Source organism: Maribacter algae (assembly GCF_047345745.1).
Lineage (GTDB): Bacteria > Bacteroidota > Bacteroidia > Flavobacteriales > Flavobacteriaceae > Maribacter.
In genome coordinates, this window is sequence record NZ_JBLFES010000002.1 from 192,465 (window position 1) to 214,908 (window position 22,444).

Annotated in this window: 18 protein-coding genes; 13 read left to right on the forward strand and 5 right to left on the reverse strand. The window is 40.5% G+C overall.

From position 1 onward, the window contains the following. Positions 1–22 precede the first annotated feature (22 nt). On the reverse strand, positions 23–940 hold the full coding sequence (locus ACKWBX_RS08125; RefSeq protein ID WP_413968171.1) for a metallophosphoesterase family protein: 918 nt from the start codon (positions 938–940) through the stop codon (positions 23–25). 336 nt (positions 941–1,276) lie between these two features. Here ACKWBX_RS08125 and rbsK point away from each other — a divergent pair, with 336 nt between their 5' ends. From rbsK to ACKWBX_RS08190, 13 genes are all read left to right on the forward strand, one after another. After that, the gene (rbsK, locus tag ACKWBX_RS08130; RefSeq protein WP_413968172.1) at positions 1,277–2,194 is read left to right on the forward strand and encodes a ribokinase; all 918 of its coding nucleotides are present in this window, start codon (positions 1,277–1,279) and stop codon (positions 2,192–2,194) included. Between the two features lie 24 nt (positions 2,195–2,218). Then, entirely contained in the window at positions 2,219–3,160 is a 942-nt protein-coding gene (locus ACKWBX_RS08135) for a nucleoside hydrolase (RefSeq protein ID WP_413968173.1), read from the forward strand. 41 nt (positions 3,161–3,201) lie between these two features. Then, positions 3,202–4,434: a nucleoside permease gene (locus ACKWBX_RS08140; protein WP_413968174.1), complete on the forward strand. Its 1,233-nt coding sequence runs from the start codon at positions 3,202–3,204 to the stop codon at positions 4,432–4,434. A 9-nt stretch (positions 4,435–4,443) separates the two neighbouring features. Continuing rightward, a complete protein-coding gene (gene fsa / locus ACKWBX_RS08145; RefSeq protein ID WP_413968175.1) occupies positions 4,444–5,115 on the forward strand; it encodes a fructose-6-phosphate aldolase in 672 nt (223 codons plus the stop codon). Between the two features lie 10 nt (positions 5,116–5,125). Further along, a complete protein-coding gene (gene pafA / locus ACKWBX_RS08150) occupies positions 5,126–6,766 on the forward strand; it encodes an alkaline phosphatase PafA (RefSeq protein ID WP_413968176.1) in 1,641 nt (546 codons plus the stop codon). 135 nt (positions 6,767–6,901) lie between these two features. Continuing rightward, positions 6,902–8,323, forward strand: coding sequence for an FAD binding domain-containing protein (locus ACKWBX_RS08155; protein ID WP_413968177.1), 1,422 nt, complete (start codon positions 6,902–6,904; stop codon positions 8,321–8,323). Then, on the forward strand, positions 8,310–10,628 hold the full coding sequence (locus tag ACKWBX_RS08160) for a xanthine dehydrogenase molybdopterin binding subunit (RefSeq protein ID WP_413968178.1): 2,319 nt from the start codon (positions 8,310–8,312) through the stop codon (positions 10,626–10,628). Before ACKWBX_RS08155 ends, ACKWBX_RS08160 begins: the two co-directional genes overlap by 14 nt. Positions 10,629–10,632: 4 nt before the next feature. Next, positions 10,633–12,009, forward strand: a complete 1,377-nt coding sequence (gene allB / locus ACKWBX_RS08165) for an allantoinase AllB (RefSeq protein ID WP_413968179.1) — start codon at positions 10,633–10,635, stop codon at positions 12,007–12,009. A 77-nt stretch (positions 12,010–12,086) separates the two neighbouring features. After that, on the forward strand, positions 12,087–13,412 hold the full coding sequence (locus tag ACKWBX_RS08170) for a urate hydroxylase PuuD (RefSeq protein ID WP_413968180.1): 1,326 nt from the start codon (positions 12,087–12,089) through the stop codon (positions 13,410–13,412). Between the two features lie 101 nt (positions 13,413–13,513). Next, positions 13,514–14,386, forward strand: coding sequence for a 2-oxo-4-hydroxy-4-carboxy-5-ureidoimidazoline decarboxylase (gene uraD, locus ACKWBX_RS08175; RefSeq protein ID WP_413968181.1), 873 nt, complete (start codon positions 13,514–13,516; stop codon positions 14,384–14,386). A gap of 17 nt (positions 14,387–14,403) precedes the next feature. Continuing rightward, a complete protein-coding gene (locus tag ACKWBX_RS08180; protein WP_413968182.1) occupies positions 14,404–15,843 on the forward strand; it encodes a DUF6986 family protein in 1,440 nt (479 codons plus the stop codon). Positions 15,844–15,846: 3 nt separating this feature from the next. Beyond that, a complete protein-coding gene (xdhC, locus tag ACKWBX_RS08185; protein WP_413968183.1) occupies positions 15,847–16,659 on the forward strand; it encodes a xanthine dehydrogenase accessory protein XdhC in 813 nt (270 codons plus the stop codon). A gap of 4 nt (positions 16,660–16,663) precedes the next feature. Further along, a complete protein-coding gene (locus ACKWBX_RS08190) occupies positions 16,664–17,776 on the forward strand; it encodes a pyridoxal-phosphate-dependent aminotransferase family protein (RefSeq protein ID WP_413968184.1) in 1,113 nt (370 codons plus the stop codon). A 24-nt stretch (positions 17,777–17,800) separates the two neighbouring features. Here ACKWBX_RS08190 and ACKWBX_RS08195 read toward each other — a convergent pair whose 3' ends face one another. From ACKWBX_RS08195 to ACKWBX_RS08210, 4 genes are all read right to left on the reverse strand, one after another. Next, positions 17,801–19,024, reverse strand: a complete 1,224-nt coding sequence (locus ACKWBX_RS08195) for a M20 family metallo-hydrolase (protein ID WP_413968185.1) — start codon at positions 19,022–19,024, stop codon at positions 17,801–17,803. Positions 19,025–19,031: 7 nt separating this feature from the next. Next, positions 19,032–19,796 (reverse strand): (S)-ureidoglycine aminohydrolase, encoded by a 765-nt coding sequence (allE, locus tag ACKWBX_RS08200; RefSeq protein WP_413968186.1) that lies wholly within the window; start codon positions 19,794–19,796, stop codon positions 19,032–19,034. 9 nt (positions 19,797–19,805) lie between these two features. Beyond that, entirely contained in the window at positions 19,806–21,044 is a 1,239-nt protein-coding gene (locus ACKWBX_RS08205; protein ID WP_413968187.1) for a M20 family metallo-hydrolase, read from the reverse strand. Between the two features lie 220 nt (positions 21,045–21,264). Then, positions 21,265–22,362, reverse strand: a complete 1,098-nt coding sequence (locus ACKWBX_RS08210) for a LacI family DNA-binding transcriptional regulator (RefSeq protein WP_413968188.1) — start codon at positions 22,360–22,362, stop codon at positions 21,265–21,267. Between the last annotated feature and the right edge of the window lie 82 nt (positions 22,363–22,444).

Genomic DNA, 22,444 nt, shown 5'->3' on the forward strand with positions numbered 1-22,444 from the left:
TAAACTAACTCAAACTAACTTTTTAATACGTGACCCATTCATGCTTGGAAGTTCCATCCGGAAACAAATCTATAATCGTGAATGCGGGTTCAAATTCTTGAAAGGCACCTTGCCACCAGTTGCCACAAACCGCTCCGTTACACAAATATTTCACATTTAAATATTCTATTTCTTCTTGCATGTGCAAATGACCCGCGATACATAGTTTTACCTGTGGATGCTGATAAATAAGATTCTTCATTTCCAGAGGCTGTGAATTCATCAGTATTCCTTGTGGTAACACAATCAACTTTCCATCTTGCCCCACTTTGAAGAGTTGATGACAAAAGGATAATAAAGGTACATGCGACAATATGCATGTAAATTTATCCTTTGAGGCAACCAAGTCCTTTTCCAACCACTCCCATTGTTCTTCATCTAACTTTACTGTATACCCTTTGTCTTGATATTGTACGCTATCAAGGACAACAAAATGCCAGTCGTTGTGGTCAAAACTATAGTATCGCTTTTCCATAGCCAGTTCATCCATCGCCCATTGTTTTCCTGACATGATATTGCTCTTCGTGGGGTTGTTTAGTGAACCCCACCCATAAATATCATGGTTTCCGATACAGGCATGAATGGGTAGACTGTTATCATTCTTCAATACGGAGTGCCATAAACCCCATTGTGCTTTGGTATCATCTTTTGTGGCTTCCATTGCATCGAAAATAGCATCACCTCCATTGAGGATGAAATCTGGTTCTTTATCTAAGGAGTTTATCTTTTGCAGTGCTTTTCGCAATCCGTTTTCCGCTACTCCTTTGGTATCAACGTGGCAATCTGTCAAATGAATTATTCTAAAAGGTTTAGGGGATTCATTTACCGTTGTGGTTACGGGCATAGTGCACGCTCCAACTGTTACAATCGATGAATTTTTAATAAACTGTCTACGTTTCATTTGCTGATGCTTAGTTCATCGAAATTAGAAAATAATTACCCCTACTAGTATTCATTTCAATATATCGAAAATAGAACAAACGATTGTTCAAAACTAAATTATTTGATTGAATTATCAAAATAGTCGAGCAACTTTCCTTTTTAATGTAGTAATAAAAGACAGTGTTATTGGAGTAGAAGACAACGAAAAAAAACAGGATTCTTTGATTTTAAAATATAAATCCTATATTTGAACAATCGTTTGTTCTAAAAGTAATTGTAATACTGTCGTACTTACTATATCTTACATTCGAGTCTTAATCCTTTTTTAAATTTTAAGAAGAGAAAATTCCAACCAATGAATAAATCAATAACTGTAATAGGCAGCACAAATACCGACATGGTCATTCAGACACATCAATTTCCTCACCCTGGTGAAACCGTTATCGGTAAGAATTTTGTGGTTTTGCAGGGTGGTAAGGGGGCCAATCAGGCCGTAGCTGCCTCTAGACTTGGTGGCGAGGTAACCTTTGTGAGTATGTTGGGCAAAGATGATTTTGCGCAAATTGCACGAAAAGGGTTTGAAGCTGACGGTATAGAGACCAAGTTTGTTTACGAGACAAAAGAAAAACCCACAGGGGTTGCTTTCATTACCATAAACCACAAGGGTCAGAATTCCATAGTTGTTTCTCCCGGTGCAAACCAATGTTTGGGAGAAAAAGAAATTGATTCTTCGGTAAAGGCTTTTGAACAATCATCTATTCTGCTAGTACAGCTAGAAATTCCTGTACCTACCGTAGCTTACGTCTTAGAAATAGCGGCAAAGTATGGTAAAAATGTGATTCTGAATCCAGCGCCTAGCAAGAACTTGGAACTGGAAATTTATTCAAATTTATACCTTATCACACCTAACGAAACTGAAGCTTCTGAATTAACGGGAGTACCTGTAAATGATGTGGACTCGGCAAGTGAAGCTGCCGACATATTTTTGATACGAGGTGTTAAAAATGTGATTATAACACTTGGGGATAAAGGAGCTTACTTTAAGAATTCTGACGAATCTTTTTTGGTTCCTGCACAACTGGTGGAAACAGTTGATACTACTGCGGCCGGAGATATTTTCAATGGCGCTTTGGCCGTTGCGCTGTCAGAGGGAAATGACTGGAGAAGTGCCATCGAATTTGCCAATAAGGCCGCTTCCATCGGAGTCGGAAAATTGGGAGCACAGGCTTCTATTCCTTTCCGCGCGGAGGTAGATAAATTGGTTCATCATTAATATCATATAAAATTAGGAAAACAGATGCCAAGAAAACTTATAATTGATACAGATACCGCCTCGGATGATGCCGTGGCTTTAATCATGGCCGTGAAACAGCCGGAAGTATCAATTGAGGCCATTACCGTGGTAGCAGGTAATGTGCCATTAAATCAAGCGGTACAAAACGCAATGTATACCTTGGCACTTTGTGAGGCGGATTTACCTGTTTATCCAGGGTTGGATAAACCCTTGGTTCGTGCGCTTAAAACTGCCGAACATGTGCATGGTAATGACGGTATGAGTGATATCGGATTGCCACTACACGGTTTTACCCCTAAAAGTGAACATGCTGTTACCACGTTGATAGATAGGATAAACAAGTACGAGGGGGAAATTTCCTTAATCTGTTTGGCTCCGCTAACGAATATCGCCACGGCGCTACTTTTAGACAAGTCTATCGCGACAAAAGTGAAAGATTGTGTTATCATGGGCGGTGTAGGCCAAGGTAGAGGCAATGTAACCCCACTATCGGAATACAATTTTTGGGCGGATCCAGAAGCTGCTAAAATTGTCTTTGAATCTGGTATTCCCATTAAGATGGTGGGCTGGGATGTTTCGCGAGAATATGCTGTTTTTGATGACACAGAAGTACAAAAATTACGAGAAATCGGCACACCTTTGGCGGACTTTGCTGTCGATGTTCAAAAAACTTTGGTTGAATACGCACAACAATCGTCTCATTTAAAAGGGTTCGATTTGCCCGACCCCATCGCCATGGCTATTGCCTTGGATGATACAATCGCGACAGAAAGCAAAAAGGCTTTTGTTTCTATTCTTCTGAACGACGATGAGTCGCGTGGGCAAACAGTCATTGATTTTATAGGCTCATCCGGTAGACCTCCCAATGCAGAGGTAGTCTTGAAGGCGGATAGTCAAAAATTTATTGCGATGTTACATCGCGCTTTGGCCGAACATCCGGCATAAAAATCCAACAACTTTTAGGTGAAATTTTATAACGAATCCGAATGGATATAAAGAAACGACTGGCTATTCTGAACTTTTTAGAGTTTTTCTCATGGGGCTCATGGCTACTATCAGCAGGAGCCTACATGGTAGAAACTTTGAATTTCACAGGACTTCAGGTGGGTTCTGTGTATGCTACTTTAGGTATTGCTTCAATTTTTATGCCCCCTCTTCTGGGTATGGTAGCCGATAAGTTTTTAAATGCTGAAAAAGTATTTGGCATCTGTCATTTATTATTGGCGCTGCTCTTTTTAACCCTTGGTCAAATTACAGACTATGCTGCATTTTATGTGCTGATGCTTCTCGTTTCCATTTGTTATATGCCGACATTGGCCTTGAATAATTCCATCTCCTATTTTAATCTTGAAAATAAAGGTTTTGACGCGGTAAAAACCTTCCCTCCTATTAGAGTGTGGGGTACGGTAGGTTTTATTTTGGCGGCTTGGTCAGTCGATGCTTTGGGTTTTAAGGTCAGTAGTTCACAATTTTATGTTGGTGCGGTTGCTTCGTTTGTATTGGGCCTGTATGCTTTTACCTTACCCAAAGTCCCAGTTGATAATACTGAGGCTAAAACTATCGTGCAGCGCTTCGGTCTTGACGCTTTTAAGCTTTTCCGTAATCGAAATCTCGCTGTGTTCTTTATATTCTCAATGCTTTTGGGGATTGCCCTTCAGGTTACGAACATCTGGGGCGTCCCATTTTTGAACGACTTTGAGATTGACTACAGTGACTCTTTTGCAGTAAAGCATTCCGTATTCTTGATATCGCTATCCCAGCTATCTGAAGTACTTTTTATTTTGGCGATACCCTTTTTTCTGAAACGCTATGGTATCAAAAAAGTAGTGTTGATGAGCATGTTCGCTTGGATGCTGCGGTTCGCACTTTTCGCAGTTGGCTATCCTGAAGGCATAGGTTTGGTATTCTTGATTCTATCCATGCTGGTATACGGTATGGCCTTCGATTTCTATTTTGTGTCCGGTTCGCTCTATATAAATCGAGAAACGAGTCCGAAAATACGCTCTAGTGCGCAAGGTCTGTTTATGATGATGGTCAATGGAATCGGTTTTATGTTGGGCGCGTATGCAAGTGGTATCATAGTAGATTTTTATACTACCGAAGGCATGAAAGATTGGCCGATGATTTGGTTTGTTTTTGCCATCTATGCTATGGTTATTGGTGCGGCCTTTGCCATATTCTTTAGATACAAGCATAAAAAAGATGTCGAATTTAACTGATTGGAACTTATGAGATTTTTTATTGATACAGCAAATTTGAAGGATATCGAAGAAGCACAGAATCTTGGTGTACTGGACGGTGTTACAACCAACCCTTCGCTGATGGCTAAAGAAGGTATTGTTGGTGAAGAAAATATTCTGAAGCACTATGTGGATATATGTAATATCGTCGATGGAGATGTTTCGGCAGAAGTTATTTCTACAGATTATACAGATATGGTTTCCGAGGGAGAGATTTTAGCGGCCTTACATCCGCAGATAGTAGTGAAATTACCCATGATTGCAGATGGCGTAAAAGCTTGTAAATACTTTTCCGATAAAAAGATAAAAACAAATGTCACCTTGGTGTTCTCCGTAGGGCAGGCGCTATTAGCTGCTAAAGCCGGAGCTACTTATGTTTCACCATTTTTAGGAAGATTGGATGATATTTCTACAGATGGCTTGCATTTGATAGAAGAAATAAAGCAAGTATATGGCAATTATGGGTTTGAAACGGAAATCTTAGCGGCGTCTATAAGGCACACGATGCATGTCGTTAATTGTGCAAAAATTGGCGCGGACGTAATGACCGGACCGCTATCTGCCATCGAAGGTCTATTGTCTCATCCGCTGACGGCAAGTGGATTGAAAAAATTCTTAGCGGATTATCAAAAAGGTGATAACCAAAATATTAAGGTTTAGATAATTAAGTATGAAGATTTCAGTAATTAGAATTTTTACGCCTTTGTTATTATTTTTTTACACTACAAATGCGCAGCAAAATCCAAGACCCAAATTAATTGTTGGTATTGTGGTCGACCAAATGAGGTCCGAATATCTATATCGGTTTTATGACAATTACTCTGAAAATGGTTTTAAAAAACTGATGCACGAAGGGTTTAACAACAAAAACACCCATTACAATTACATACCTACGGAAACCGGACCAGGGCATGCAACAATCTTTACTGGAACCACCCCTGCAAACCATGGAATCGTATCAAACCATTGGTATGATAGGAAATCGGGTAAAATGATGTATTGTGTTGCAGATAGTACGGTTTCATTCATAAGAAGTTCGACAGATACTTCCGGAGATAAGAGCATATCACCCGCATCACCGAGAAATTTGCTTGGTACTACAATTTCTGATGAACTGAAGCTGCATACCAATAAAAGGTCAAAAGTAATCGGACTGTCCCTAAAGGATAGGGCTGCAATTTTACCAGCGGGACACCTAGCCGATTATGCCTTCTGGTTTGATGAAAAGAGCGGCAATTTTATTTCCAGTTCCTACTACACCGATATTTTGCCCTCGTACATAAACACGTTTAATGACAAACGTAAATCGGATGAGTTAATCAATACGATTTGGAAACCGCTATTATCCGACGATAAATATAGAAATAGTAATCCCGACGATTCTGAACATGAAAAAATCTTTGTGGGCAGGACAAAAGCCACATTTCCTTATGACCTAGGGAAGTTAAAGCATAAAAATGGTGGATACAGTCTTTTGATGCATTCACCATTTGGGAATACGCTACTTACCGACTTGGCAACAACCGTTATAAAAGAAGAAAATCTAGGTAAAGGAGAAACTACTGATTTTATATCTATTAGTTATTCGAGCACTGATAAAGTAGGACATGATTTCGGCATCCGCTCCAAAGAATTGGAAGATACCTATATTAGATTAGATAGAGATTTGGCAGAACTTTTGGCGTTCCTGAATAATGAAGTCGGTGAGGGAAACTATCTTTTGTTTTTAACCGCTGACCATGCTGCCAGCGACAATCCAAAATTTTTAAAAGAGGTAAACATTCCCACCGGCACATATAATCCAAAGTCGATGACCAAAATCTTAAACGATAAATTAAAAATGGCATTCGGCGAAGGTGCCAAAATCTCATTTATGGACAATACACAGCTATATGTTGATACAGATGCGGGCTCTAAAAGAGAAGTTTTGTATAAAATTCAAGAGTACTTGAATGATTTTGAGGGAGTGAAAGAGGTTTATCTACCTACTGGCGTTAATACTAAGATTTCAAATGGTGATATGGATATGCTCCTCGGAAAAAGTTACAATAGAGGTCGTTCTGGAGATGTGTATGTCGCGTATCATCCGGGTTGGATGCAGGATTGGGAATATGGCGCTACCCACTACACTTCATATAATAACGATACCCATGTACCCATGCTTTGGTATGGGTGGAATATAAAACCTGGTCAGTCAGCAAAAAAATATACCACAGACCAAATTGCGGCCACATTATCAATGTTATTGAGCATTCCTTTTCCAAGTAGTGCTCAAAAAGAAACAATGCAGGAATTATTCAATGATTATTAGCGAAGTTCATAAAATTCAAAGAAGTTTTAAGTTTTTTGGGATAGTTCGGATTTTTTTTAATAAATTGAACAAACGATTGTTCAGATTGTTTTGTATGCCAAACAGTTTGGCGTACTACTACGATACTTTAAAATTATGATTGAATTTATTCTAAACAATAAACACATTCGAACCGAAGCTAAATCTGGTATGACGCTGCTGGATTTTGTTCGGTATCAGCAACGCCTGACCGGTACAAAAATCGGCTGTCGAGAGGGCGACTGCGCTGCCTGTTCCGCACTGGCAGGAACCTTGAATAGTGATGGCGGCATTGATTATCAAAGTATAACATCTTGCATTTCCCCTTTAGGGAATGCCCAAGGAAAACACATTGTTACAATTGAAGGAGTAAACCTTACTAGTAAATTGAATGTCGCCCAAGAGGCTATGAAGCGGAACTATGCCACTCAATGTGGGTTTTGTACACCTGGCTTTGCACTATCGCTTACTGGATTTGCCTTTTCGGAAAAAGAGAAAAGCTACGATAATGTTCTGGCAGCCATAAGCGGCAATATTTGTAGGTGCACAGGCTATAAATCCATTGAGAGAGCGGCAAGAGAAGTAGCGGAGGAACTAAGTGACATTGATTCCGATAACAGAATTTCATGGCTGGTCAAGAATCGATTCATCCCAGAGTACTTCCTTGAAATTCCACACAAGCTTGAAAAGATAAGGCGTAAGACTAAAAATAGTAGGAGGTCTTTGCTAGTGTCGGGTGGAACCGACATGTATGTGCAGCGACCTGAGAGTCTAATCGAAGAAGATGTTTTCTTGGTTGCTGCCGAACAAAAGTTCAAGGGCATCCGGATAAAACAACATAGATGTTTCATAGGGGCCAACACTACAGTTACCGAGTTCTGGAATAATCCTCATATCCAGAAGATGTTTCCTAATTTAGACAAGCATCTTACTTTGGTTTCCTCGGAACCTATCCGAAATATGGCCTCCTTTGGTGGCAACTTGGTCAACGCATCTCCTATAGGCGATATGACCATTTTCTTTTTGGCGCTCGATAGTACTATCACGCTAAAAAAAGAGGATAGTGAGAGACAGATATCGCTCAAAGACTTTTATCAAGGATATAAAACGTACGATTTACAGGAGGGAGAAGTGTTGTCGGAAATCAGTTTTGATGTGCTTTCACCTAATACCTCATTTAATTTTGAGAAGGTCTGCAAGCGTACTTATTTAGACATCGCTAGTGTAAATACCGCAATCAGTATTGAGCTAAGTAATACAGGTACTGTTGTTAATGCCCATGTGGCCATGGGCGGTGTCTCTCCGATACCCAAGTACTTACGAAAAACCTCTGAGTATCTAATAGGAAAGTCTTTAGACGTCCTCACGATAGCATTGGCGGCCGAACTTCTCCAAGAGGAGATTTCACCTATTTCCGATGTTCGAGGCACTAAGGAATACAAACGTCTATTAGCAAGACAATTGTTCACTGCCCATTTTACGGAATTGTTTCCCAACAAATTTAAACTACAAGATTTTTTGACCCATGCAGCTAGTTAAGACCCTACACCCGCCAAAAGTGAAAAAGAGTTCAAAACCTATTGATAGGGGAATACGGAATATTGACTCCTATACCCACCTAAGGGGAGAATCTTTGTACGTAGATGATGTAAACGTCCGAGAGGGTACGTTACATGCGGTGGTTTTCGATTCGAATTGTGCCCATGGTAAAATCAAAAATATCGACTACTCCAAAGCTCTCGATTTGACCGGTGTCGTTAGTATTTTAACATCGAAGGATGTGCCTGGTGAGAATCAGATTGGCGGTATTTTTCCTGATGAACCCTTATTCGCAGAAGGTGAGGTACATTATTGGGGCCAACCCATGGCTTTGATTGTAGCGGAAACAAAAACCATAGCAAAAAAAGCCCGTAGGCTAATAGTAGCGGAGTATGAAGAGCTACCTGTTATAACAACTGCCAAGCAGGCAAAAGAAAAGGGCAGTTTTATAAGCGCGCCAAGGTCTTTCAATTTGGGCGATGTGGACGGCACATTTGCTGAATGCGACTATATTTTTGAGGGAGAATCATTCTCAAATGGGCAAGAACATCTTTATATAGAGGCACAAGGTGCCTATGCGGAACCATTGGAAAATGGTAACATCAGAATTGTTTCTTCAACTCAGGGCCCTACTGCCGTTCAAAAAACTACGGCTCAAGTTTTGGGTCTACCCATGCATAAAATAGAAATAGATGTAACCCGATTAGGAGGTGGATTTGGAGGTAAGGAAGACCAAGCGACTCCTTGGGCGGTCATGGCCGCATTGGCAGCACAGCATTTGAACCAATCCGTGAAATTGATTTTGGACCGTCATGATGATTTACGAATGACGGGAAAGAGACATCCTTATAATAGTACCTATAAAATTGGTCTATCAAAGGATTTGAAGATTTTGGCTTACGAGGTAGAACTACTTCAGAATGCGGGAGCTGCGGCCGATCTATCTCCGGCCATTGCAGAACGTACTCTTTTTCATGCAACCAATAGTTATTACGTACCTAACGTAAAATCAACGGTATATAGTTGCAAGACAAACCTTCCTCCGAACACGGCGTTTCGCGGTTTTGGAGGGCCTCAGGGCATGTTCGTAATCGAATCCGCTATAGCCCAAGCGGCATCTGAACTAGGGGTTTTACCGAGCGCTATCCAGGAAGCTAATTTGTTAGAAGAGAATCAGGAATTTTCTTATGGGCAAGTGGCTACCAAGGTAGAGGCTAAAAATTCGTGGATGTCCGCCAAAGAAAAGTTTCAGCTTGAGCAGGCGCGAGAAAAAATATATGAATTCAATAGCAATAGTCCCGTGGCTAAAAAAGGCCTCGCAGTAATGCCAATTACTTTTGGTATTTCCTTTACCAATACCCAAATGAACCACGCCCGTGCTTTGGTACATATTTATCAAGATGGGAGTATCGGTATCAGTACGGCCGCCGTTGAAATGGGGCAAGGCGTGAACACCAAATTACTCCAGATTGCCGCTGATATTTTTTCAGTAAACGGTAGAAAGGTCAAAATAGAAAGTACTAATACCACTCGGGTCGCCAATACTTCGCCATCAGCTGCGAGCTCAACGGCAGATTTAAATGGAAAGGCCCTTGTTATGGCCTGTGAAAACCTTTTGAATCGACTTAAGACTATCGTAGCGCAGGAATACAAAGTCGATGAAAAAGAGGTAGCGTTAAAAGATGAGTGGGTCTATGTAGCCGGACAAAAAACGGATATAACCTGGGAACAATTGATTTTTAAGGCCATGGCACTGCGCGTGGCACTAACGGAAAATGCCCATTACGCCACGCCTATTATCCACTTTGATAAAAGCAAGGAAAAAGGGCATCCTTTCGCATACCACGTATACGGTACGGCAATCGTTACTGCAACGGTAGATTGCCTTCGTGGCACCTATGAATTCGATAGTGTGAAAATTGTGCACGATTACGGAAAAAGTATGAATCCCGGTATCGATTTGGGGCAGGTAGAAGGAGCGCTCATTCAGGGTATTGGATGGATGACTTTGGAGGAAATCGCCTATGCCGAAAATGGCAGATTATTGTCGAATGCGCTGTCAACATACAAAGTACCGGACATCTATTCAGTGCCAAAAGAAGTGGAGGTTTTACCATTGGAAACGGATGGTAATGACATGGCCATTTTAAAATCAAAAGCGGTGGGTGAGCCGCCACTGATGTATGGTATAGGTGCCTATTTTGCTATTCAAAATGCGATGAAAGCCTTTAACCCTAACTATAAAATGAAGTTCCATGCACCAATGACTCCTGAAAAAGTCTTATTGGGATTATATAACCAATAGGACAATGACAGTTTTTCTTCTTCATAGCAAGCGTTGTTTTATTGAAAATAAATTTCAAGAAGCTACACTTTATATAAAGGACCGCTGTATACATTACATTTTTAATGGACAAAAACGTATTGACGACGTTCCTTTCACTTCTTACGGCGATTTCATCATCATGCCGGGCATTATCGATGCCCATGTTCACATCAACGAACCTGGTCGCACAGATTGGGAAGGTTTTGATACGGCGACACAGGCGGCCGCAGCCGGTGGAATTACTACACTAATAGAAATGCCATTAAATGCAAGTCCGGTAACGACAACTATAGATGCGTTTCGGCAAAAAAAGGAAGCTGCAAAGGGAAAATTGCATGTAAACTGCGGATTTTATGGCGGACTTATACCTCTCAATGCCGTTGAAATAGAGCACCTTATCACGTTTGGTGCATTCGGCATTAAGGGGTTTTTATCGCATTCCGGTATAGATGAATTTCCCAAGGTTGATGCTGAGCATCTTAAAGCCGTTGCTCCCGTTCTTAAGCAATATGACGTTCCCTTATTGCTTCATTGTGAATTAGAAGATGGTGAAGTGCCAAAGGTTAAAAATCCAAAAAGCTATCAAGAATACCTTGATTCTCGGCCTCAAAGATGGGAGAATAATGCCATAGACCTGGCATTGGAAATTCAAAAGGAATTCGATATCAAGGTTCATATTGTGCATTTGTCCGCATCGGAATTGATTGAAAAATTGGCTGACCGAAAATCAAAAACGGATAAGTTGAGTGTTGAGACTTGTCCGCACTACCTTTTTTTTAGTTCAGAAGAAATTCCAGATGAGGCGCCGATTTATAAATGTGCCCCTCCCATTCGGGAAAAGAAAAATAATGAATTGTTATGGGATGCAATTGAAAAAGGAACTATAGATTTCATAGCCTCCGACCATTCTCCAGCACCTGCTGAAATCAAACAATTGGGCTCCGGCGATTTCTTTACTGCTTGGGGAGGTATTTCCGGATTACAATTCACCCTTTCGGTAATGAATACAGAATTCAAATTGCGGGGTATTCCTTTAGAAAAACTAATCCCGATGTTGACCCAAAAACCAGCGGAATTTTTAGGTCTGGAATCCCGAAAGGGTTTTCTAAAGAAAGGTTACGATGCTGATATCACGATTTGGGATGATACTGTAGAATACATGCTAACCGAAGAAATAATAAACCATAGGCACAAAGCAACTCCATATTTGGGACAGAAACTGAAAGGAAGGGTTACCGATACATTCGTAAATGGATGTCATGTTGTTCACGCCTCGAAATGTATCAATAAAAACAAGGGTGAACTTTTAGAACGAAGTGGGCGCAAAGTAACAACTGGCAATAATTCAAAAAGGAGATGATGATGAAATTGATGATATTGCTCACTTGGCTTTTCCTTTTTGTATTTGTCGTTTTGGGAACGTACAAAATTCGCCAAATGATTAAGCACTTCAAGCAGCAGGGGAATGAAGTCAAAGTTACTTCGCTACAAACGTCTCAAAATTGGTTTTATGCGCTTCTTGTATTCGCCGCTTTGAGCGGCCTCGGCATTGTTTATCTTTTTTTAAGGGGAACCATCTGGGAAGGTCATTTTATGGAATGGATGAACCTGGTGGTACGTGTTATTCATATCACATTTGGTATTGCCTGGATTGGAGCCTCGTTCTATTTTGTTTTTCTAGAAAATGCCCTCAATCGCACGGAAAATGTGCGCGACGAACTTGCTGGAAATTTATGGGCCGTTCACGGTGGCGGTTTTTATTATTTGGAGAAGTACAAGTTGGCGCCTAAAAGGATTCCCAAAGACCTCCATTGGTTCAAATATGAAGCTTATTTCACTTGGCTTTCGGGGTTCTCGCTGTTGATTATCGTTTACTATTTCAACGCGAAGTCGATACTCATCGACCCAGAGGTGTTGGACATTTCCGCATTTACCGCAATAAGTATTAGTGTTCTTTCTTTGGTCATCGGGTGGATTCTATATGACCAAATCTGTAAACATCTGAGCAAGAACAAAACAATATTTACAATTGCCATTACCGTGCTGGTTTTTGTTTTTGCGTGGATTTATTGTCAGATATTTAGTGGTCGTGCCGCCTATATTCACTTCGGTGCTTTCTTAGGGACTTTGATGGCGGCCAATGTGTTCTTCGTGATTATCCCTGGGCAAAAACGTATGGTCAACGCTGCTAAAAAAGGAGAATTACCAGACCCCAAGGATGGGAAGGCCGCAATGATGAGGTCATACACCAATAACTATTTTACACTGCCGGTGCTGTTTGTGATGGTGAGCAACCACTTCCCTAGCACCTTCGGGAACGATTACGAATGGGCGGTACTTATCGCAATAACTGTTGGAACCGCTGGCATAAAGCATTATTTAAACCTTCGTGAGAAAGGACAACTCTCGGTGTGGATTATGCCTATTTCCGTTATAATTCTATTGGGGGTAGCCTTTACTACGGCACCCGAACCACCTAAGTATGAAAACTGCACAACCGAGGTATCCTTCACTGAAGTGGTCAGTATTGTAAAAAATAGATGTGCGGTCTGCCATTCCAAGAGCCCCAAGGACGAGGTTTGGAAAGTGGCTCCCAACGGGGTAATGTACGATACCCCTGAACAAATCTATAATCTAAGAGAGAAGATTTATCAAAGAGCGGTATTGAGTAAGAACATGCCCTTTAATAATAACCAAACAGGAATGCTCGAAGAAGAGCGTGATATGATTAATTGTTGGATGAACCAAGGCGCACCAAAGTAAAAAACCTCGGGGCAAGCATACGAGACATTAGAAGGAAAATTAACATTGATTACGGCGCAAGCGTCGGAGCATATTAAATCTCGATTATCGAGTAAACGAATATGATGACAACCTTAAACGAATTGAATGCTCAGAATGTGGAACAAGTTGCCGCGGCACTAAATAAGTGCTGTGTATCCGTTCAATGGGCGAAACTATTGGCAGACCAAAGACCTTTCACTTCAAGCAGTGATTTGATTGCAAAAGCAGCATCGATTTGGTACTCGAAATGTGGCAAGGAGGATTATCTGGAGGCGTTTAAAGGACATCCGAAAATAGGGGATGTTGAAAGCCTAAAAGAAAAGTTCGCACATACCAAAGAATGGGCCGGCAAAGAACAGGCAAAAGTAGATGATGCTGATATGGATACGTTGCTAGCCTTAAAAAAGGCAAATGATGAATATGAATCAAAGTTCGATTACATATTTATTGTAAGCGCAAGTGGTAAATCAGCAGAAGAAATGCTGGCTATAGTTGAGAAAAGGCTATTGAATTCGCCCGAAGAAGAGCTTCATGTTGCTATGAACGAGCAGCATAAGATTACGGTTATTCGATTGATAAAATTAATAGAAGAAGTTGCCCTGGATAAAAGCTTAAGAAGCCATATCACCACACATGGGCTAGATACAAGAACAGGGCTTCCTGCGGCGGGACTCCCCGTTTCGCTAAAGCAAATTAGCGGTAATGGCAAAAAATTATTGAGCATAGGCGTTACCAATTCAGATGGTAGGGTTTCCGATTTGCTTCCTCCTGGAAGAAACTTGGAAATTGGAGATTATGAAATGGTTTTCGAAACGGCATCCTACCAAAAAACCAAGGGGTTAAACTCCTTTTATCCCCAAGTACAAATTACTTTTTCAGTTACTGACAAAGGACACTATCACATTCCGTTGTTGATTAGCCCTTACGGTTTTTCTACGTATAAAGGCAGTTAAAAAATAAAAACAGAACAATGAATCAGAGTATAAAAAACGATACCAAGGAAGTCATTTTTAAGGATTTAGAAAATGCAAATAAGGCATTCAACAAACGCTACAAAGGTGACCGACAAGACAGGCAACCCGTCCATACGGTCTACGGTGGTGCACATCTATTTAATTCCGAAACGCCTAAGAATCTTGGTAAGATTGCCATTAAATCACTATTGCACTATGCCCCTAATTGTATAGCGTTTGCAAAGGCGTTTCAGCTTAAAGGATATGAAAGGCTTCCGGATGATGTAGCCAGTCAACAAAAAATGATATCAGAAATATCAGGATTCGATTATGCTGAACTCAAAAATCATGAAGCGGGCTTTTGCTACAAGATTTACAATAAGGTCATTGATAAACTAAATTCGGAACCAGTTGAAGATTTTAGAATAGATTTTGAAGATGGGTTCGGTAATCGCTCCAATGCCGAAGAAGACCAAACTGCGATGAACGCGGCCGAAGAAGTTGCTAAGGGCATGGAGGAAAATACACTTTCACCATTTATCGGCATACGGATTAAGCCTTTTACAGAAGAACTTAAAAATAGAGGATTGAGAACGTTGGATATCTTTCTGACCACTTTACTTCTAAAAACCGATGGAAAATTGCCTGATAATTTTGTGGTGATGCTTCCTAAAGTAACCATTCCAGAGCAAGTGACCGCCTTGGTGTTGTTTTTGGAAGTACTGGAGAAAACTTTTGCACTATCCCAAAATTCCCTAAAAATGGAAATTATGGTGGAGACCACCCAAGCCGTTATGGATGCTGAAGGTACTAATCCACTTTTGCGATTTATTGCGGCCAGTAAGGGAAGGTGTATTGCAACTCATTTTGGAACCTATGATTATACAGCATCCAACAATATCACGGCAAAATACCAAGAAATGGACCACGGAGTGTGTGATTTTGCGCACTATACTACCAAGGTAGCTTTATCCCATACGGGAATTTGGCTATCTGATGGCGCGACGAACACCATGCCCATAGGTCCGCATCGTGGGGAGCTCTCCAAGGAGCAGGAAGCTGAAAATAAAATGGTCGTACATCGAGCGTGGCGAAAGGGATATGAGCATATCAGACATTCATTATATAAAGGTCTGTATCAAGGTTGGGATTTAAACCCTGCCCAATTGCCTATGCGCTATACTGCTGTTTTTGCTTTTTTCTTAGAGAGTTATGACGATGCCGTAATACGGTTAAAGAGCTTTATGGAGACCGCTGCAAGAGCTACTCTTATAGGCGATACATTTGATGATGCCGCCACTGGTCAGGGGTTACTGAATTATTTTTTGAAGGGACTGAATAGCGGTGCGATATCGGAAGAAGAAGTATTAGCAACGGGCTTGACATTAGAAGAAGTAAGAAGCCGCTCCTTCGTTACTATTTTGAAGAATAGAAAGTTGGAGGAAGAGAACGTATAAGACATGTTTGATTGGATTCAAGTATTAAATGAATACAAAAAAAAGTATGAGCTCGTCGCACTGGTCACTGTCACAAAAGTACTGGGATCTGCGCCTTGTACTTTGGGTTCACGTATGATAGTCGCAAGCGAAAACGAGTTCCACGGCACGGTCGGAGGGGGTAAGATGGAGTTTCAGGTTATTGATAAAGCTCTGGAAGCTATAAAGAAGAATCGTATTTCGGAGGTCATATTTACATTAGGACCTGAATTTGAGCAATGCTGTGGCGGAAAAGTAGAACTTTTAATAGAACCTATGAACGGATTACCGGAGCTCTTTTTGTTCGGAGCGGGACATATTGGTGTTGAAATAGCGAAGATATTGGTGGGCACTCCCTTTAAGGTTAAGCTTATCGATTCTCGTAAAGATTGGTTTAAAGATTTAGAACTCGATTCAAGCATTGAAATCTGTGAGGTTGATATAAGAGATTTTAAAACCTTTCGAGATGCCGTAAAATGGGGTTCAAATTGTTATGTCTTGGTATTGACACATGACCATACCATCGATTTTGAAATTATCGCCACGGCCATACCAAAAAAGACAAAATACTTAGGTCTGATAGGTAGTAAAACTAAGTGTGTTCGCTTCAACAATATGTTGATAAAAGAGATGTCCATTCCTGAGGGGATGAGTGAAGTCGTATGCCCGATTGGATTAAATACCGGAGGCGAAACACCTAAAGAAATCGCAATTAGTGTAGCAAGCCAGCTTTTACAGATTCATTACGGTTTGGAAACAAAAGAGAACAGAAATTATTTAAACCAAGTAAAAAACTAAAAATATGAGTTATTCATTCAATCCACCGAAAAGATTCTTAATGGGACCAGGGCCGTCAGATGCGCATCCTAGAGTTTTGAAGGCAATGTCTTCTCCGTTAATTGGTCATTTGGATCCGCATTTCGTTCAAATGATGGACGAAGTAAAGGATATGGTACAGCAGACGTTTTTAACAAAAAACGAACTGACCTTTGTCGTATCCGCTCCCGGCAGTGCTGGTATGGAAACCTGTTTGGTCAATTTATTGGAGCCAGGTGATGAATGCATTATATGCATTAATGGTGTTTTTGGTGGGCGTATGGTTGATATCGCCCAACGATGTGGCGCCGTGGTTCACAAAATCAATACACCATGGGGCGAGGTTACAAATGTGGAACAGGTAAAATCCGCCTTAGAAAAATGCTCAAAACCCAAATTGGTCGCACTAGTGCATGCAGAGACTTCTACTGGAGCTTTACAGCCATTGGCTGAAATTAGTGACCTAGTGCACAATGCTGATTCGTTGCTTGTGGTAGATGCGGTAACCTCTTGGTGTGGTGTCCCTTTAAAGGTTGATGAATGGGGTATTGATGCCATATATAGTGGCACTCAAAAGAATCTAAGTGCGCCTCCGGGTTTGTCACCTGTAAGTTTCTCCCCTAAAGCGGTCGAAGCTCTAGAAGCGCGTAAAATCCAAGTACAAAGTTGGTTTCTGGATTTAAACCTTGTGAAGAATTATTGGGCAGGTGCAAAAAGGGCATACCACCACACCGCTCCCGTTTCGTCGGTATATGCCATGCACGAGGCACTAAGTTTGGTTTTGGAAGAGGGCTTGGAAAACAGATGGGAAAGACATCAAAAAATACATGAACATTTAAAGGTTGAGTTAGAGAATTTAGGATTTAACTATTTGGTAAATGAAGAAAATAGGCTTCCTAATTTGAACTCTGTTTATTTACCTGATGCTATTGAAGACGAGGCCAAACTAAGAAGTGTACTTTTAAACGATTTCAATATCGAAGTAGGAGGCGGTTTGGGTGATTTTGCCGGTAAAATTTGGCGAATTGGTATTATGGGCGAGAGTTGTACTAAAAATCATGTAAATATGCTCATCGGGGCTTTAAAGGAAATCCTATAAAGAGTAAGAAAACAACACCAACCGTTATTTTGAGGATAGAGACTTTAGCGTTAGCGCCAGAGTCTCTATTCCTTTTTCAATCTGTTCGGGAGAACTATATTCGTCTGGATGATGGCTAACTCCCTTACGACAGGGAATAAATATCATCGTAGTCGGACAGAGTTGAGCCATAAACAAAGTGTCGTGATACGCTCGGCTAATCATTTTTTTATGAGAATATCCTAAATTTTCAGTTGCAGCTTGCACTGCATCAACGAGCTCTTTTTGGCAGATTGCAGGATTGTCACAATTCAGTAGTTCAACTGAACTTTCAATATTTCTTCGGTTACAAATGATTTCGATTTCATTTTTTAAGTCCCTTATAGCCTTATCTCGAACGGCTACATTGGTATCTCTTAAATCTATTTCAAGATATGCCTCCTTAGGAATACTGTTTACAGCTCGCGGTTTTATATCCAAAATTCCTGTGGTCGCAACGGTATCTATACTAGAGGATTCTTTCGCGATACGTTCTACGGCCAAAGCAATCTCCGCAGCGGCACAACCTGCATCTTTCCTATCATCCATTAGCACACATCCTGCATGCCCACCCTGGCCCTTTAAAGAAACTCGCAAAGCACTAGGAGCAGCTATCTTTGTCACAATACCAATATCTACATTTTCTTTTTCTAAAATAGGACCTTGTTCAATATGCAATTCTACAAAGGCATCATAGTATCCTTTTTTTAGGGGAATATCTTTTAATTGACCATCAAAATTAAACCATTGTAAGAGTTCTATTAGGTCGCGACCTTTTGAATCTTTTAGTTTGCGAGCATTTTTCAAAGATAATTGGCCGCTTAACATGCGGCTACCTAAACAACCTATTCCGAATCTTGTGGGTTCCTCAGAGGTAAACAGCAATAACTCAATAGACCGTTCAGGCACGTAACCGGATTCCATTACATAACGGATTGCAGCTAAGCCCCCGAATACACCCACTGTTCCATCATACATACCGGATTCTGGTATGGCATCAATGTGTGAACCCGTTCCGATAGCGGGAAGCAAAGGGTTTTTGCCTTCCCATCTAGCAAAGGTGTTTCCAATAGCATCCGTTCTAACCTTTAGGCATAATTCAGAACATAAGGATATAAAGTATGTTCTTGCTTTTAAATCTTCTTTAGAATAAACAACTCTGGTAACAGATGGATTAGGAGTTGCGGAAATACTGGCAAGTTTTTTAAGTTCTTGATGTACTCTTTGCATATATTACTTACGGTTGAATTGGAAATCGATTCACATTTTTATAATAGATATAAATAGCAGGTTCTGTACCTAAAGCTCCAAACCATTGTGGACAGTAGGGAGCCATCCAGATACAATCCCCTTTTCTTACCGGATACCATTTATCGGCGAGTCTATAGATACCTTGCCCTTGCAAATACATGAGACCGTGCTCCATAATATGGGTTTCCACAAAAGGAAGATTTGCCCCTGGATTATAGGTGAATATGTTGATGGCCATATCGAATGCCATGTTTTCTTGGTCTGGTAAGAGGTTCTGCATTAATAAGTTAGGGTCATCACAATAGATGGTTTGGTCTATTTTTGATTCGTGTGAAACAACGATGTCCGGAGCCGAATACCCTTCGAGGAGTTCATATTTCTTATGAAAAGTCAAGATTTGAGTGTTTGGTTCAAATCCATTGAATAGGTAAGATTTTCCTACCGGAATATAGGCGTATGACCCTTTCGTCAACGTTTCTGTCTGGCCGCCGTCTAACTGTAGTGTTGTAGATCCTTCGACAACATAAAAGAAGATTTGTGTTTCTATATTTTGACCTTTAAGAATGCCATTTTTCTCAGGGGTAACCAATAACTGACAAAAGTCAGCTCCCATAGCTTCGTTGATGACCACATTAACTTCGCAATCGGTCCACCCCGGATAGACGCTATTCACAAAACCATCTCCGGTCAATAAAGCATGGTCTCTTTCGAAAACCGTAGTGGAAATCGCGGTAAGTTTTATATTTTTCATAGGCTCACATTAACTGTTTTGGTGTATAAGTTCTTTGATAAAATTATCGCACACTTCCAACGACTTTTCAATGTCTTCAGGAGTGACGTATTCCAATGGATTGTGGCTGATGCCATCCTTGCATCGCACAAATAGCATTGATACCGGTGCTATTTTAGAAATCATTACCGCATCATGACCCGCTCCACTTGAAATTTCTAAAACTTGACGTATTCCCGCTTTCTCGATACCGGTTTTTAGACATCTTTTTAAATTTTTGTCGCATTGAACACTTGTATTGGTCTGCATAATATTCCATACTAGATTCACCTTGCGTTCTTTGGAAATTTCCTTGGCCCTTTGTTCTAAAATTTGACCTACCTCCATTAGAAAATTGTCATCAAGACTTCGGATATCCAAGGTGTGTTCGACCTTACCAGGAATTACGTTTGGAGTATTGGGGATGACATTTAATTTACCAATGGTAGCGACCAATTTAGTTTGGTGTTCCTTTCCGATACTTTCTACTGCCAAAGCGAACTCTGCCGCAGCACATAAAGCATCGTTCCTTTGGTTCATGGGATAGGTTCCGGCATGGCCACTAATACCTGTCCAATGTACATCAACTCTAGTTTGTGAAGCGATACCGTTCACAAGACATACGGGCAAATTTTCATTACAAAGCACTGGGCCCTGTTCTATGTGGGCCTCAAAATAACCTAGACAATTTTCTTTGGAAATGGATTCGGAGTCTATATTGCTGGAAATACCGGAATTCTTTTGAATTACCGTCTGCAATGAAATTCCTTCATCGTCCTTTCTTTGCAGCCAGGATTTTTCAAAAAAACCTGCAATTGCTGAACTCCCCAGATATGCCGTATTAAATCTAGAACCTTCCTCGTCGGCAAAGGCAATGACGTTCAGATGAAAAGGAATTGGTAAATCGTTATTAATAATGTATTGTGCCATTTCCAACCCTAGAAGTATTCCGAGAGGGCCGTCATACTTACCTGCATCAAAAACCGTATCATAGTGAGAACCTATGATAAAATGTTTTGCATCAACGACCTTTGAAGAGAGAACACCTTTAATGTTACCAATGGTATCACGTTTTGTGTGTAAACCCGCCTTTGACATCCACGTCATCAATAAATCTCCTGATGCGGTGTGTGCTTCCGTGCCATAGGCCCTGTCGATACAATTTGTGGTATCGCTAATGGCTGCTAAAGCGTTTAATCTTTCAATAACTCGGTCAGTTCTAAGTTTCATTCAATGGATAAATCAGGTCTAGCTTAAAGGTGTTTTTGATTTGTTTATTCGCAATATAGACGAAAATCAGTTATTGAACAAACGATTGTTCTATTATTGCAAAATGTGCATTAATGACTAAGTATGAGGGGAAGAGGAAATAACCGTGCTTTTTTATTGAGGTTTCTTCAAACAAAGAACTCAAGACGAGTTCAATAACAAAAAGCGATAAGAGATTACTTTACGGCGCTTTTATAGAATCCCTGAAGTTCAGTTGTGTTGGTAAGAGAAGTCCCTTTTGTTTTAGGTTCTCTTCCTTTTCCGAATCCATTTGAGCAAGCAACATTTGAAAAGCTTTAGTTCCCATTTCCTCCTTTGGTTGTCCTATTGTAGTTAATGGAGTGGCCAAGAGCGCGGAGTATTCCTGTTCATCAAAGGATACGATGGAGAAGTCCTCTGGAATTTTTAAACCAGCTTCGGTAAAGGATTTAAGTGCACCCAATGTGATAATACTACTCAAAGAGAAAATAGCAGTGGGTCTTTTTGTTTTGGGCATCCCTATTATCTGCTGTGCAGCATTGTAACCATTCTCTTCGCTAAAGGAGTTCCCGATAAGTAATTTGGGGTCAAAAGCGATATCATTATCCTCTAGGGCTTTTTTGTAACCCTCTATTCTCATATCATTTTGAGAGGTATGCTCCACCCCCTGAATACAGGCAATTTTTTTGTGTCCTTTTGATATGAGGTGCTGTACTACTTTATAGGAGTCCAAAACATCGTTCGACGTTACGAAGGGGATATCAATTTTTGGAAAATAACGGTCAACTAATACCAAAGGTGTCTCCTTGTATAATTTGACTAGATGCTCTGATTCCAGACCGATAGGACAAACTATAATGCCATCAACTTTTCTTTTCTGCAATAACGTAATAGAGGCCTGTTCCACTTCCGTGCTGTTGTCACTATCGCAAAGAAAAACAGCATACTTGTGCAACCTTGCTTCGCGCTCGACGAGTGATGCCATTTTGGCGAAGAATGAGTTCGAAATGTCGGGGACGATAAAACCAACGGTCATCGTCTTTCTTAATCTTAGTCCTCTAGCATTTTCATTGAATGAAAAGTTAGCCTCGTTGGCCGCTTCGATTATTTTTTTTTGGGTGTCCTTACTAATACGGTATTTTGTCCCGATTCCATTCAATGTTCTTGAAATTGTTGATTCGGTAAATCCGGTAATCTTCGCTAAGTCTTTAAGTGTCTTGGCTTCTTTTAGTTCCATATAGTGTGGTGAATGTACAAAATCGTAATGATTCGTAAATGCATTTTTTCGTTTGAACTGCACTGCAAAATAAGGTTTTTATACAATAATGTTAAAGCGCAAATGCCATTAAAATTTGCAAAATTTGGTGGTTTTGAAATAATAG

Coding starts and splice junctions, on each gene's coding strand:
- ACKWBX_RS08140 (WP_413968174.1), top strand. CDS start 3,202: ATGGATATAAAGAAACGACTGGCTATTCTGAACTTTTTAGAGTTTTTC.
- rbsK (WP_413968172.1), top strand. CDS start 1,277: ATGAATAAATCAATAACTGTAATAGGCAGCACAAATACCGACATGGTC.
- xdhC (WP_413968183.1), top strand. CDS start 15,847: ATGTTTGATTGGATTCAAGTATTAAATGAATACAAAAAAAAGTATGAG.
- ACKWBX_RS08135 (WP_413968173.1), top strand. CDS start 2,219: ATGCCAAGAAAACTTATAATTGATACAGATACCGCCTCGGATGATGCC.
- ACKWBX_RS08190 (WP_413968184.1), top strand. CDS start 16,664: ATGAGTTATTCATTCAATCCACCGAAAAGATTCTTAATGGGACCAGGG.
- ACKWBX_RS08160 (WP_413968178.1), top strand. CDS start 8,310: ATGCAGCTAGTTAAGACCCTACACCCGCCAAAAGTGAAAAAGAGTTCA.
- ACKWBX_RS08170 (WP_413968180.1), top strand. CDS start 12,087: ATGATTAAGCACTTCAAGCAGCAGGGGAATGAAGTCAAAGTTACTTCG.
- pafA (WP_413968176.1), top strand. CDS start 5,126: ATGAAGATTTCAGTAATTAGAATTTTTACGCCTTTGTTATTATTTTTT.
- allE (WP_413968186.1), bottom strand. CDS start 19,796: ATGAAAAATATAAAACTTACCGCGATTTCCACTACGGTTTTCGAAAGA.
- ACKWBX_RS08205 (WP_413968187.1), bottom strand. CDS start 21,044: ATGAAACTTAGAACTGACCGAGTTATTGAAAGATTAAACGCTTTAGCA.
- ACKWBX_RS08125 (WP_413968171.1), bottom strand. CDS start 940: ATGAAACGTAGACAGTTTATTAAAAATTCATCGATTGTAACAGTTGGA.
- ACKWBX_RS08195 (WP_413968185.1), bottom strand. CDS start 19,024: ATGCAAAGAGTACATCAAGAACTTAAAAAACTTGCCAGTATTTCCGCA.
- ACKWBX_RS08180 (WP_413968182.1), top strand. CDS start 14,404: ATGAATCAGAGTATAAAAAACGATACCAAGGAAGTCATTTTTAAGGAT.
- ACKWBX_RS08155 (WP_413968177.1), top strand. CDS start 6,902: ATGATTGAATTTATTCTAAACAATAAACACATTCGAACCGAAGCTAAA.
- uraD (WP_413968181.1), top strand. CDS start 13,514: ATGATGACAACCTTAAACGAATTGAATGCTCAGAATGTGGAACAAGTT.
- allB (WP_413968179.1), top strand. CDS start 10,633: ATGACAGTTTTTCTTCTTCATAGCAAGCGTTGTTTTATTGAAAATAAA.
- fsa (WP_413968175.1), top strand. CDS start 4,444: ATGAGATTTTTTATTGATACAGCAAATTTGAAGGATATCGAAGAAGCA.